The sequence below is a fragment of the Ruania albidiflava DSM 18029 genome (genome assembly GCF_000421225.1).
GTDB lineage: Bacteria > Actinomycetota > Actinomycetes > Actinomycetales > Beutenbergiaceae > Ruania > Ruania albidiflava.
The window spans coordinates 309681-322757 of sequence record NZ_ATWL01000002.1; the positions used below are offsets into that span (position 1 = coordinate 309681).

Annotated in this window: 11 protein-coding genes; 9 read left to right on the forward strand and 2 right to left on the reverse strand. The window is 71.3% G+C overall.

Annotated elements, in window-relative coordinates; all coding sequences use genetic code 11:
* Positions 1-100: 100 nt before the first annotated feature.
* Positions 101-1453 (forward strand): M50 family metallopeptidase, encoded by a 1353-nt coding sequence (locus tag K338_RS0103860; protein ID WP_022916866.1) that lies wholly within the window; start codon positions 101-103, stop codon positions 1451-1453.
* 133 nt (positions 1454-1586) lie between these two features.
* A complete protein-coding gene (locus K338_RS0103865; RefSeq protein ID WP_022916867.1) occupies positions 1587-2468 on the forward strand; it encodes a GNAT family N-acetyltransferase in 882 nt (293 codons plus the stop codon).
* Positions 2469-2519: 51 nt separating this feature from the next.
* On the opposite strand, the gene K338_RS0103870 is transcribed toward K338_RS0103865, so the two are convergent.
* The gene (locus K338_RS0103870; RefSeq protein WP_027286402.1) at positions 2520-3398 is read right to left on the reverse strand and encodes an Fpg/Nei family DNA glycosylase; all 879 of its coding nucleotides are present in this window, start codon (positions 3396-3398) and stop codon (positions 2520-2522) included.
* A gap of 87 nt (positions 3399-3485) precedes the next feature.
* Between K338_RS0103870 and K338_RS0103875 the strand changes: the two genes are divergently transcribed.
* Entirely contained in the window at positions 3486-5258 is a 1773-nt protein-coding gene (locus K338_RS0103875) for a proline--tRNA ligase (RefSeq protein WP_245542890.1), read from the forward strand.
* 38 nt (positions 5259-5296) lie between these two features.
* On the opposite strand, the gene K338_RS0103880 is transcribed toward K338_RS0103875, so the two are convergent.
* A complete protein-coding gene (locus K338_RS0103880) occupies positions 5297-6295 on the reverse strand; it encodes a DUF4439 domain-containing protein (protein ID WP_022916870.1) in 999 nt (332 codons plus the stop codon).
* A 77-nt stretch (positions 6296-6372) separates the two neighbouring features.
* Between K338_RS0103880 and K338_RS0103885 the strand changes: the two genes are divergently transcribed.
* The 6 genes from K338_RS0103885 to truB all read left to right on the forward strand — a co-directional run bounded on the left by K338_RS0103885 (position 6373) and on the right by truB (position 12850).
* A complete protein-coding gene (locus tag K338_RS0103885; protein WP_022916871.1) occupies positions 6373-6867 on the forward strand; it encodes a ribosome maturation factor RimP in 495 nt (164 codons plus the stop codon).
* An 11-nt stretch (positions 6868-6878) separates the two neighbouring features.
* Positions 6879-7901: a transcription termination factor NusA gene (gene nusA, locus K338_RS0103890; protein ID WP_022916872.1), complete on the forward strand. Its 1023-nt coding sequence runs from the start codon at positions 6879-6881 to the stop codon at positions 7899-7901.
* Positions 7902-8096: 195 nt separating this feature from the next.
* On the forward strand, positions 8097-8447 hold the full coding sequence (locus tag K338_RS20345) for a YlxR family protein (protein WP_022916873.1): 351 nt from the start codon (positions 8097-8099) through the stop codon (positions 8445-8447).
* Between the two features lie 56 nt (positions 8448-8503).
* Complete coding sequence (gene infB, locus K338_RS0103900) at positions 8504-11317, forward strand: translation initiation factor IF-2 (protein WP_022916874.1); 2814 nt, start codon at positions 8504-8506, stop codon at positions 11315-11317.
* Between the two features lie 134 nt (positions 11318-11451).
* A complete protein-coding gene (gene rbfA, locus K338_RS0103905) occupies positions 11452-11955 on the forward strand; it encodes a 30S ribosome-binding factor RbfA (protein WP_022916875.1) in 504 nt (167 codons plus the stop codon).
* On the forward strand, positions 11936-12850 hold the full coding sequence (truB, locus tag K338_RS0103910; RefSeq protein WP_022916876.1) for a tRNA pseudouridine(55) synthase TruB: 915 nt from the start codon (positions 11936-11938) through the stop codon (positions 12848-12850). The genes rbfA and truB overlap by 20 nt, the downstream gene beginning before the upstream one ends.
* Positions 12851-13077: the final 227 nt, after the last annotated feature.

Consider the following 13077-nt stretch of genomic DNA (forward strand, 5'->3'; position numbering starts at 1 on the left):
CCACGGTCACCCTCCTGGGACCGACCGGGTCGATGGGGCCGCACGGGCCGGGCAGCGGGCCCAGGTGCCTGTCAGGAACGCGACGTACTCTGGAGAGGTCATGGACTTCTTGGTAGGCGTGCTGATCGTCGCGGTGGGACTGATCCTGTCCATCGCGCTGCACGAGCTCGGGCACCTGCTGCCGGCGAAGCTGTTCAAGGTGAAGGTCTCCCAGTACTTCGTCGGCTTCGGCAAGACGCTGTGGTCCACGCACCGTGGTGGCACCGAGTACGGCATCAAGATGCTGCCGCTGGGTGGGTACGTCCGCATGGTGGGGATGTTCCCGCCGGGCCGGGACGAGCGCAGCGAGGACGCCCAGGCGGAGGACCGGATCCGGCGCACCGGCCTGCGGGGGCTGACCACAGCGCTGATCGAGGACACGCGCGCCGCCTCCGGTGCGGAGATCGCCGACGAGATTCGCCCAGGTGAGGACAAGAAGCCGTTCTACGAGCTGACCACACCGCGAAAGCTCACCGTGATGTTCGGTGGCCCGGTGGTGAACCTGATCATCTCTGCCGTGCTGTTCGCGATCATCCTCACCGGATTCGGTGTGGCCACCCCGTCCAACCGGCTCGGCACGGTCGCCGAGTGCGTCCTGCCGGCCACTGCCGATCGCGACTGCACCGCCACCGACCCGGTCTCCCCGGCCGCGCAGGCCGGTCTGCAGCCGGGGGACCGGATCGTGGCCTGGGACGGCCAACCGGTGGACTCCTGGGCGGACCTGACCGCCGGTATCGAGGCCACCGGCACCGAAGCGGTCCCGGTGCAGGTGGAGCGGGACGGGCAGACGCTCACCCTGACCGTCACCCCGGAGCTGTCCGAGCGACCGCAGGTGCGCGACGGGCAGTACGTGCTCGACGAGAGCGGCGACCCGGTGCTCTCCGAGCAGCCGTACGTGGGCATCGGTGCCAGCTACGAGCTCTACCAGCAGCCGCTCAGTGAGGTGCCGGGGTTCGTGGGCAACGTGCTGGTGGCCACTGTGGACGTGGTGCTGCACCTGCCGCAGCGGCTGGTCTCGATCACGCGGTCCACGTTCAGCGGGGGTGAACGGGACCCCGGCGTGGTGGGGCTGATCGGCGTGGGCCGGTACGCCGGTGAGATCGCCTCGATCGATGCCGACCAGTACGGGATGACCGAGCGAGCCGCCGACCTGCTCTCCCTGCTCGCATCGCTGAACATGGCGTTGTTCGTGTTCAACATGATCCCGCTGCTGCCGCTCGACGGCGGGCACATCGCCGGGGCCCTGTTCGAGGGCGCCCGTCGGCGGCTCGCCCAGCTGTTCGGCAGGCCGGATCCTGGGCACGCGGACACCGCCAAGCTGATGCCGTTGACCTATGTGGTGCTCGTGGTGCTGGTCGGGATGAGCCTGATGCTGGCCGTGGCCGACATCGTCAACCCGGTCACGCTCACCTGACCGAGCGTCTCGGCCCGTGCCCGACCTCGCAGCGGGCCACCGGGACATCTCGGGGCAGACCGGCACCGGTACGATGCCGGTCCGATGACCGCGACCGTCTCCGGACCGCCGTTGGGTGCGGCACAATCGCAGCATGCCGTCTTGGCCCCGCCACACCCGGAGCACCCCTCCAGCACCTGCGCTGGAGGTCCAGGACGCGCGCAGCCTGCGGGCGACCGACATCCGGGCGTTCTGCCTGCAGGCGCCGGTGGAGGCCGCGCTGCTCGGTGAGCACGTCGAGGCGCTGGGCCGGTACGCCTTCTACGGGGACCAGCTGTGGTGCCTGGTCAGTGGCGGACGGCTGGAAGGCCTGTGCTGGACCGGCGGGAACGTGGTGCCCTACCGGCTGCCGCCCGGCGGCGCGGAGCTGATCGCCGAGCGGCTCCGGTCCCGTCGACGGCGCTACTCCTCGATCGTGGGTCCTGCGCAGGACGTGCTCGGCCTCTGGTCGCACCTCGAGCAGGGGGCACCGGCACCACGGGAGGTGCGCGCCGACCAGCCGTCGCTGACCATCACCGGCACCCCGCTGGTGGAGCCGAACCCGCTGGTACGGCTCTCCGACCGGGCCGACCTGGACGTGCTGCTGCGAGCCTGTGTGGCGATGTTCACCGAAGAGGTCGGCTACTCGCCGCTGGACTCCGGCAGCGGGTACGAACGGCGGGTGCGGGCGCTGGTGGAGTCCGGGCGGTCCCTGTCCTGGGTGGCGGACACCGATCATGGGCGAGAAGTGATCTTCAAGGCCGAGCTGGGCACCGTAGCGCTCGGGGTGACCCAGGTGCAGGGGGTGTGGGTGAACCCGCGCTACCGCGGCCGGGGCTACGCGGCTGCCGGAATGGCCGCAGTGGTGGCGTATGCACAACAGCACGTGGCACCGGTGGTCTCGTTGTATGTGAACGCCTACAACACCGCGGCCCTCGCGGTCTACCGCAAGGTCGGGTTCCACCAGGTGGGCACCTTCGCCACCATCTTGTTCTGACGCTCCAGTCTGTCCGGCCCAGCTCGCCCGCTTCTTCGCGTGAACCGGGAATCAGCGCAGCAGACGCGACATCCGCCGGTCGGCGAGCAGCTTTCCACCGGTCTGGCAGCTGGGGCAGTACTGCAGCGCGGAGTCTGCGAAGGACACCTGCGCCACTGTGTCCCCGCATACTGGGCAGGGCTCGCCGGCTCGCCCGTGCACGGCCATCCCGGCCCGCTTGGCGTCCTTCAGCTCCGCCGCCGGTCGGCCCGCGGCGGCCTGCACAGCACGCTGCAGCACGGCGACGATCGCCTCGTGCAGCACCCCCACGTCGTCATCGGTGAGCGCGCTGGCCAGCAGGTAGGGGCTCATCCTCGCCGCATGCAGGATCTCGTCGCTGTAGGCGTTGCCGATCCCGGCCAGCACCGACTGGTCGCGCAGCACCCCCTTGAGACGGGTGCGCCGCCCGGCCAGGATGCTGGCGAGCGCCTCGACGGTGAACGCTGGATCGAGCGGGTCTGGGCCGAGCGTGGCCACCATGGGCACAGCGTCCGGGTCGCGCACGAGGTGCACGGCGAGCCTCTTCTTCGTCCCGGCCTCGGTGAGGTCGAAGCCGGAGCCGTCGTCGAAACCGACCCGCAGCGCGATCGGGGATCGTCCCGGCCGCAGCTGGGTCTTCGGCAGCTCCTCGTACCAGCGCAGCCACCCGGCGCGGGCGAGATGGAAGACCAGGTGCGCTGCGCCGTCACCGGACATCGGATCCGTGACCAGATCGAGCCACTTGCCGTGCCGGCGGGCCCCACGCACGGTGGCGCCGAGCAGGTCCTCCAGCGGTGGGTCGTAGGTCTTCAATGCCTGGATCGAGCCCAGCCGCGCCACGCTGATCCGCCGACCGGTGGCCCGGCCGGCGAGGAAGTCTACGAGCCCCTGCACCTCGGGCATCTCCGGCATGCGGTCCAGTGTGGCCCGCACCGTGCCTGCGCGCCAGCCTCGCCCACGCGCGCAGGCGACGGATAGACTCGCCGGGTGCTGATGCGGATGTCGACCCTGTTCCTGCGGACGCTGCGCGAAGACCCGGCCGACGCCGAGCTCGCCAGCCACCGCCTCCTCGTGCGCGCCGGCTACATCCGGCGCGCCGCCCCCGGGATCTACACCTGGCTGCCGCTGGGGTTGCGGGTGCTAGGCAAGATCGAGCAGGTCGTGCGCGAGGAGATGACCGCCACCGGCGCCCAGGAGGTGCACTTCCCGGCGCTGCTGCCGCGCGAGCCGTACGAGTCCACCGGCCGGTGGTCGGACTACGGTCCGAACCTGTTCCGGCTGCGGGACCGGCGGGAGAACGACTACCTGCTCGCGCCCACGCACGAGGAGATGTTCACCCTCCTGGTCAAGGACCTGTACTCCTCCTACAAGGACCTGCCGCTCACGCTCTTCCAGATCCAGACCAAGTACCGGGACGAGGCCCGGCCCCGGGCGGGTCTGCTGCGCGGACGCGAGTTCATCATGAAGGACGCCTACTCCTTCGACATCGACGACGATGGTTTGGACCGCTCCTACCAGCGTCAGCGGGACGCCTACGAACGCATCTTCACCCGGCTCGGACTGGACTATGTGATCGTCGCCGCCACCTCCGGGGCGATGGGCGGATCCCGGTCGGAGGAGTTCCTCTTCCCCACACCGGCGGGGGAGGACACGTTCGTGCGCTCCCCGGGCGGCTACGCCGCGAACGTCGAGGCGGCCCAGTCGGCGGTGCCGGAACCGGTGGACGCCACCGGCCTGCCCCCTGCTGAGGTCCGGCACACCCCTGACTCCACCACGATCGAGACGCTGGTGGCTGCTGCGAACGAGCTCTACCCGCGCCCCGAGGGCCCCTGGACGGCTGCCGACACCCTGAAGAACGTGGTGCTCGCCCTCACCCACCCGGACGGCCAGGAGGAGCTGGTGGTGGTCGGGCTGCCCGGCGACCGCGAAGTGGACCTGGCGCGGCTGGCCGGTGCGCTGGAGCCGATCGAGGTGGCACCGGCCACCGACGAGCAGATCGCCACCCGTCCCGAGCTGGTCAAGGGCTACATCGGTCCGGCGGCGGTCGGCCCGAACACCGCTGCCGGCGACGGCCCCGACCGCACGGCGCTGCGCTACCTGCTGGACCCCCGGGTGGTGCCGGGCACCAGCTGGATCACCGGTGCCGACGAGGTGGACAAGCACGTCTTCGGCCTGGTCGCCGGACGGGACTTCACCGCTGACGGCACGATCGAGGCCGCGGAGGTGCACCCCGGCGACCCGGCCCCGGACGGGTCCGGCCCGCTGGAGCTGGCGCGCGGGATCGAGATCGGGCACGTATTCGCCCTCGGCCGCAAGTACGCCGATGCGCTCGGCCTGAGCGTGCTGGACGTGAACGGCAAGGCCACCACGGTCACGATGGGCTCCTACGGCATCGGCGTCTCCCGAGCGCTGGCGGCCGTGGCGGAGAACACCTGCGACGAGCTCGGCCTGTCCTGGCCGCTGGCGCTGGCCCCCTACCACGTGCACGTGCTGGCCACCGGCAAGGACCAGACCGTGTTCGACACTGCGGAGCAGCTCGCCACCGAGCTGGAGGCGGCCGGTGTCGAGGTGCTCTACGACGACCGGGTCAAGGTCTCCGCCGGGGTGAAGTTCGCCGATGCCGAGCTGCTCGGCATGCCACTGGCGCTGGTCGTGGGCCGGTCGCTGGCCGACGGGTTGGTGGAGATCCGCCACCGCAGCAGCGGGGAGCGGGAGGAGGTGGCCCCGGAGGCTGCCGTCGCGCGGCTGGTCGAGCTGGTCCGCGCCGGCTGACCTGCCGCTGTGGCCCGAGCACCGCTGCGCTGTTGGCCTCAGTCGGTCTGCAGGCCCGGGAACGCCACGTCTGCCGGGAGCGGCGCCAGCGCTGCTGCGGCCCGGGCCTGGGTGAGCAGCAGCGTCCGGTCGCCTGGGGCAGCGGGGGACACGAGCGCCAACCAGCCGGGCAGCAGCTCGCTCTGCCAGGTCACGATCGTCTCGCTCAGATCATCGCCGACGGCGTAGCTCGCCCGCCGAGGGTCCTCCGCCGTGCCGTCGTAGCCACCCAGGACGGCCACCTGCTCCGCCAGGTCCCGGTTCTGCGCAGCACGCGCCACGGCCTGCGAGCGTTGCTCACCGTCGCTGCGTGCGGCCTGCACCTCGTAGGCGTACCCGAGACCGTCCAACGTGCGGCACAACGGTGCCGAGGCCGCGGTGAGCTCGGTGGGCAGCTCGGTCGCGGACTCCGCCGGGGCGGGGGCGTCGGTACCCAGGGCATGGGACAACCGGGCCAGGGCGCCGTCCCGGTACACCGCGATCGAGGCGAGCAGGGTAGCGGTGTCGCCGTCCCAGACCGGGTCGCCGACGGACTCCTGCACCTGGGCCGCGGCCTCCTCCAGCGCGGTCAGCACGTCCTGCGGTGTCGCCGTCGGCTGCGGAGCTGGGGTCGGGCTGGGATCGTCGGGCCGGGGCGGTGGGGTCCACAGCCCACCGAGTGCCGCCAGCTGCTGCTCGCTGGCGGTGGCCAGCGCCTCGAGCTCGGCGGCAACGTCCGGTCCGTCGGCCTGCGGGGCGCTCTGCCCGGTAGCCTCCTCGCCGCGGGCAGCCCGGGCGAGGGAGACCAGCGTCGCGGTCTGCTCGGCGAGCGCCGCGCGGGCCTGCTCGGTGGCATCGGGGGTGGGGACAGCAGGTGGAGGGGTGTCCAGGCGGACCGAGCAACCGGTCAGTGCCAGCACCAGCACCAGCACAGCGATCGCGGCGGTCGGCAGGCCGGCAGCGGCGGAGCGAGGGGCGGTGGCGCGAGCGTTGCGGTCGACCAGCATGGAGAAGCGCACGCGTTGATCGTGCCATGGACTGCGGCCTAGGCTGTACCAGACGCGGTGACCCGACAACTTCACAAGGAGATCAACCGATGAGTCCGACCCCTGGGCCCGATGCGCTCGGTACCGAGGTGCACCAGATCCTGGAACCGGTGGTGGCCGAGGCCGGCCTGTATCTCGAAGCGGTGCACGTGGGTGGACCCTCCCGGCGTCGACTCGTGCGTGTCACCGTCGACCTGCCGGACGGGCCCGGTGGGGTGTCCTCCGACCGGTTGGCGGAGGTGTCCCGCGCGGTGTCCAGCAGGCTCGACGATGCTGAGGATCTCCTTGCTGGTTCCTACCTGCTCGAGGTCTCCACCCCCGGGGTGGACCGCCCGCTGAAGACCCCCCGCCACTTCCGCCGCGCCCAGGGCCGGTTGGTGACGATCACCACGACGACCAGCACCGCCACCGGTCGGATCCGCGAGGTCACTGACGCCGAGGTGGTGCTCGTCGACGGATCGGGTAGCGTCAGCGTGCCGCTGTCACAGGTGGTGCGAGGCCGGATCGACGTGGAGCTCAAACCCGTCGACGACGCCCAGGACTGAGAGGAACCGGCATGGACATCGACATGACCACGCTGCGGATGATCGAGCAGGAGCGCGACATCTCCCTGGACACGCTGGTCAGCGCGATCGAGCAGGCCCTGCTCTCCGCCTACCACCGGACCGAGGGCGCCTACAGCAACGCGCGTGTGGAGCTGGACCGGCGTAGCGGGCACGTGAGCGTCTACGCACGCGAGGTGCTCACCGAGGCGGACGGACCCACCCCGGCCGAGCTCGGCCCGGAGTTCGACGACACCCCCGCCGACTTCGGCCGGATCGCCACCGCCACCGCCCGCCAGGTGATCCTGCAACGGCTGCGGGACGCGGAGGACGACCAGGTCATCGGTCAGTACCGCGACAAGCAGGACGAGGTGGTGGCCGGGGTGATCCAGCAGGGTCCGGACCCGCGTGTCGTGCTCATCGACCTCGGCGGTGTGGAGGCTGTGCTGCCAGCGCACGAACAGGTCCCCACCGAGACCTACACCCACGGTGAACGCATCCGCGCCTACGTGCTGGATGTGGTCCGCGGGGCGAAGGGCCCCAGCATCACCGTCTCCCGCACCCACCCGAACCTGGTACGCCGGTTGTTCGCGCTCGAGGTGCCGGAGGTCGCCGACGGCAGCGTGGAGATCACCGCGCTCGCCCGGGAAGCAGGGCACCGGACCAAGATGGCGGTCCGCTCGACCGTGGCCGGCCTGGGTGCCAAAGGGGCATGCATCGGCCCGATGGGACAGCGGGTACGGGCAGTCATGGCCGAGCTGCGCGGGGAGAAGATCGACATCGTCGACCACAGTGAGGACCCGGCCACGTTCGTGGCCAACGCCCTCTCCCCGGCACGGGTGAGCAGTGTGCAGGTCGTCGACGAGGCCACCCGGTCGGCCCGGGTGATCGTGCCCGACTACCAGCTCTCCCTGGCGATCGGCAAAGAAGGACAGAACGCCCGCCTGGCTGCCCGGCTGACCGGCTGGCGCATCGACATCCGCCCGGACACCGCCGTCGACGAGCCGGTGACGGCGCCAGCCGTGCCCGGCGACTGACCCCGGTCGCAGGGCACGCTGGTGAACGCCGGTCATCCGGCCCCCGCCCGGGGAGTAACCTCGCCCACGTCGCCGCGCCATCGAGCGTCACCAGGGCCGCGAGTAGTATAGTTTTTCCTTGGGTCACCGGCCCAAGCAGCCCACCGCGGGTCATCGACCCGTGGTCCGCCCGGGAATCGACGAGAGATCGCAGAGATGACGAGCTCCACCGCCGCTCCTGTGCGTACCTGTGTGGGGTGCCGGGCACGAGACTCACGGTCCAGCCTGGTTCGCCTCGTGGTGGATCGGTCGGTCCCGGCAGCGGCCGTGATCGTCGATCCAGACGGCGGCGCACCCGGCAGGGGAGCGTGGTTGCACCCGCAACTGCACTGCCTGGAACGCGCCATCACCCGCCGGGCCCTGGCCCGGGCGCTGCGAGTACCGGCCCCGGTCGAGCACTCGGCGGTGGTGGAGTGGTTCGACCAGAACACCACGCACGAACCGTTGGTCATCGAACAAGAGAGCGGGTCAGAAGCCGATGGGCACCCGATGAGCACCCTGCGATGAACACGCATCACTAGGACGGTCCTCCCTGCCTCGGGACGGGCCGAGACAGGAGAGTTGTGGCAAAAGTCCGCGTCCACGAGCTCGCGAAAGAGCTTGGCGTCGACAGCAAGACCGTGATGGCGAAGCTGAACGAGCTCGGTGAGTTCGTGAAGTCTGCGTCGTCGACCATCGAACCGCCGGTCCAGCGCCGGCTGCGGGAAGCGATCCCCGCCAAGACGGAGGCCGAGGAGGCCCCTGCGCAGAAGGCTGCCCCGAAGAAGGCCGCCGCGAGCGGGCCGAAGCCTGCCCCGAAGAAGCCTGCCGAGCCGGCTGCAGACCAGAAGCCGAAGGCTCCTGCCCCGGCGCCCGAGCAGCCGAAGCCCGGCCCGCAGAAGGCAGCCGAACCGGCCACACCCGAGGCACCGGCGGCCAAGTCCGACCCGCCGAGCCAGGACCGACCCACACCGACCCCGCCGAAGCCCGGTGCACGTCCCGGGCCCCGACCCGGTGCCGGCACCGCCCGTCCGGGGAACAACCCGTTCGCCTCCTCTCAGGGGATGCCGCGACCGGGTGCCCCCCGCCCCGGTCAGGGCCGCGGCGGCGCTCAGGGCCGACCCGGTGGCGGTGGCCCGCGTCCGGGGAACAACCCGTTCGCCTCCTCCCAAGGCATGCCACGGCCCGGCGGCCCACGCCCAGGCGGTCAGACCCGCTCTGGTGCGGGCGGTGGCCCCCGTCCCGGCGGCGGTCAGGGACGGTCCGGCAGCGGAGCTGCGGGACCGCGTCCAGGCGGTGTGCGGCCCACACCGGGAATGATGCCCGGACGCAGCTCGGTCGGCCGGCCCGGCGCCCCCACCCGCGGCGGTGGTGGTGGCCGCGGCCGCGGTGGCGGCGGTGGCGGCGGCTTCGGTCCGCGCCCCGGCGGTGGCTTCGGTGGCCGTGGTCGCGGTGGCCGTGGTAGCACGCAGGGCGCCTTCGGGCGCGCCGGTGGCCGCCCGGTGCGAGGCCGGAAGTCCAAGCGCGCGAAGCGGCAAGAGTTCGAGCAGCAGTCCGCTCCGTCGATCGGCGGCGTGCAGGTTCCCCGCGGGGACGGCAACACCGTCATCCGGATCCGCGCTGGCGCCTCGCTGGCGGACTTCGGTGACCGGATCGATGCGAACCCTGCGAGCCTGGTCACCGTGCTCTTCCACCTCGGAGAGATGGCCACGGCGACGCAGTCGCTGGACGAGGACACGTTCCAGACCCTGGGCGCCGAGCTCGGCTACGTGATCGAGATCGTCTCCCCGGAGGACGAGGACCGCGAGCTGCTGGAGTCCTTCGACATCGACCTGGCCGCTGAGGAAGCCGCCGAGTCGGACGAGGACCGGACGCCACGGCCGCCGGTGGTGACCGTGATGGGTCACGTCGACCACGGGAAGACCCGGCTGCTGGACGCGATCCGCAGCACGGACGTGGTCGCCGGCGAGGCCGGTGGTATCACCCAGCACATCGGCGCCTACCAGGTGCGTGCTGAGCACGAGGGCGACGAGCGCGCCATCACCTTCATCGACACCCCGGGACACGAAGCGTTCACCGCGATGCGTGCCCGTGGCGCCGACGTCACCGATATCGCGATCCTCGTGGTGGCCGCGGACGACGGGGTGATGCCGCAGACCATCGAGGCGCTGAACCACGCCCAGTCGGCGGACGTGCCGGTCGTGGTCGCGGTCAACAAGGTGGACAAGCCGGAGGCCAACCCGGACAAGATCCGCCAGCAGCTCACCGAGTACAACCTGGTGGCTGAGGAGTACGGCGGCGAGACCATGTTCGTGGACGTCTCAGCCACCCAGCGTCAGGGCATCGAGGACCTCCTCGAGGCTGTGCTGCTGACCGCGGACGCGGCTCTGGAGCTGCAGGCGAACCCGGACAAGGACGCACGCGGGGTGGCCATCGAGGCGAACCTGGACAAGGGCCGTGGTGCGGTGGCGACCGTGCTGGTCCAGTCCGGAACCCTGCACGTCGGGGACGCGATCGTGGCCGGCACTGCGCACGGACGGGTGCGTGCGATGTTCGACGAGCATGGCGGCACCCTCACCGAGGCGGGCCCTGCCCGTCCGGTCCAGGTGCTCGGCCTCACGTCCGTCCCGCGCGCCGGTGACACCTTCCTGGTGGCCCCGGACGATCGCACCGCCCGCCAGATCGCGGACAAGCGAGAGGCCGCTGAACGGGCCGCCACCCTGGCCAAGCGGCGCAAGCGGATCTCCCTGGAGGAGTTCACGCAGGCGCTCGAGCAGGGCAAGGTGGAGACCCTCAACCTGGTCCTCAAGGGCGATGTGTCCGGTGCCGTCGAGGCACTCGAGGACGCACTGCTGAAGATCGACGTGGGCGAGGAGGTCGACCTGCGGATCATCCACCGCGGTGTCGGTGCGATCACGCAGAACGACGTGAACCTGGCCACGGTGGACAACGCCGTGATCATCGGCTTCAACGTGCGTCCTGCGGAGCGGGTCGCCGAGATCGCCGACCGCGAGGGTGTGGAGATCAAGTACTACTCGGTCATCTACTCCGCGATCGACGACATCGAGAGCGCCCTCAAGGGCATGCTCAAGCCCGAGTTCGAAGAGGTCCAGCTCGGCACCGCGGAGATCCGTCAGGTGTTCCGGTCCTCGAAGTTCGGCAACATCGCCGGTTCGATCGTGCGTTCGGGCACCATCCGCCGCAACAGCAAGGCACGCTTGCTGCGCGACGGCGTGGTCGTCGCGGACGACCTGACCGTCTCCTCGCTGCGGCGGGAGAAGGACGATGTCACCGAGGTCCGTGAGGGCTTCGAGTGCGGTATCAGCCTCGGTCACCGGGACATCACCGAAGGCGACGTCATCGAGACGTTCGAGATGCGCGAGAAGCCGCGCGACTGACGTCTCCCACCACTCGCGCGGGGCAGCACCCCAGGGTCTGTCCCGCGCGAGCCTGGTACCAGGAACCACCAGCGGCACCTGGGTGCCGCACCCATGCAGGTGGCGCTGCCACCCCCAGCAGACGAGGACTCTCCATGGCCGACTCTCCGCGCGCCCGCAAGCTGGCCGACGCGATCCAGCAGATCGTGGCCACGATGCTGGACACCAAGATCAAGGACCCGCGGCTCGGGTTCGTGACCGTGACCGACGTGCGGGTGACCGGCGACCTGCAGCACGCCACAGTGTTCTACACCGTGCTCGGCGACGAGGATGAACGCGTCTCCTCCGCTGCCGCGCTCGCGTCCGCGAAGGGACTGATCCGCTCCGAGGTGGGGCGGCGCACCGGCGTGCGACTCACCCCGACGCTCGAGTTCGTCCCGGACGCGCTGCCGGAGACCGCCGCCCACCTGGAGGACGCACTCCGCAGGGCGGCAGCCGACGACGCGGCTCTGGCCGCCCGGCGTGCCGGTGCTGCCTACGCCGGCGAGGCCGACCCGTACCGGCGGTCGGCCGAGCCCGACGCGGAGAGCGCGGCCGACCCAGCCGGCGCTGCCAACAGCAGCGGATCCGACGAGGACGATGACCACCCGCAGCACTGACGTGCGCCGGGACGGACTGGTCCTGGTGGACAAGCCCGCCGGCTGGACGAGCCACGACGTGGTCGCCCGGATGCGGCGGCTGGCCGGGACCCGCAAGGTCGGCCACGCAGGAACGCTGGACCCGATGGCTACCGGTCTGCTCGTGCTCGGTGTGAACCGCGCCACCCGCTTGCTCACCTACCTGGTCGGTGCGGACAAGACCTACACCGCGACCGTGCGGCTGGGCCAGGAGACGATCACCGACGACGCCGAGGGGGAGGTCACCCGCTCCCGGGGGACCGGCGACCAGGGCGACCTGACCGCCCGGGTGGGCTCCGCCGTCGCGGACCTGACCGGAGCCATCCAGCAGGTGCCCAGCGCGGTCAGCGCCATCAAGGTGGACGGACAGCGTTCCTACGCCCGGGTGCGCGCCGGTCAGGACGTGGCGCTACCGGCCCGACCGGTCACCGTGCACTCCCTCGACATCTGCGCCACCCGTCCCGCCCTCGCGGCCGATGGCACCTCGGTGCTGGACGTGGACGTGCGGGTGGCGTGCTCCTCCGGCACCTATGTGCGCGCGCTGGCCCGCGACCTGGGCGAGACCCTCGGCACCGGTGGGCACCTGACCGTGCTGCGCCGGCACCGGGTCGGCCCGTTCGACGTCGCAGCAGCCCGCACGCTCTGCCAGCATGCCGACCAGCTGGAGCTGGTCAGCGTCACCGAGGTGCTCCGCGCCGCTTTCCCGGCTCGGGTGCTGGACGAGGACGAGGCCCGTGCTGTGCGCTACGGGCAGCGACTCGGCCCGAGCGGCCGGGACGAGGTGGTGGCCGCGTTCGACCCGGCCGGGCAGGGTATCGCGCTGCTCACCGACGAGGTCGGCCGGGCCCGCCCGGTCCTGGTGCTGGACCCGGCCTGACAGCGGCCCACCCGCTGCCACCTGCCGGTACCATCAGGGCCAGCACCGGGAGGCGAGGGGGAGCGCAGGCTTCGGGGACCGCAGACGAGCGCATCGCCGAGCTGCTCGCCGACACCCAGCCTGCCCCGACCGAGGACCCGGAGGATCCCGCGACGTTCGCGGCGAACCGCCGCGTGGAGATCGGCTACTCCGGCTGACATCGGCGGACTCACCGAGAGGCAAGTTCG

Coding starts and splice junctions, on each gene's coding strand:
- K338_RS0103865 (WP_022916867.1), top strand. CDS start 1,587: ATGCCGTCTTGGCCCCGCCACACCCGGAGCACCCCTCCAGCACCTGCG.
- K338_RS0103860 (WP_022916866.1), top strand. CDS start 101: ATGGACTTCTTGGTAGGCGTGCTGATCGTCGCGGTGGGACTGATCCTG.
- K338_RS0103870 (WP_027286402.1), bottom strand. CDS start 3,398: ATGCCGGAGATGCCCGAGGTGCAGGGGCTCGTAGACTTCCTCGCCGGC.
- nusA (WP_022916872.1), top strand. CDS start 6,879: ATGGACATCGACATGACCACGCTGCGGATGATCGAGCAGGAGCGCGAC.
- truB (WP_022916876.1), top strand. CDS start 11,936: ATGACCACCCGCAGCACTGACGTGCGCCGGGACGGACTGGTCCTGGTG.
- K338_RS20345 (WP_022916873.1), top strand. CDS start 8,097: ATGACGAGCTCCACCGCCGCTCCTGTGCGTACCTGTGTGGGGTGCCGG.
- K338_RS0103885 (WP_022916871.1), top strand. CDS start 6,373: ATGAGTCCGACCCCTGGGCCCGATGCGCTCGGTACCGAGGTGCACCAG.
- K338_RS0103875 (WP_245542890.1), top strand. CDS start 3,486: ATGTCGACCCTGTTCCTGCGGACGCTGCGCGAAGACCCGGCCGACGCC.
- rbfA (WP_022916875.1), top strand. CDS start 11,452: ATGGCCGACTCTCCGCGCGCCCGCAAGCTGGCCGACGCGATCCAGCAG.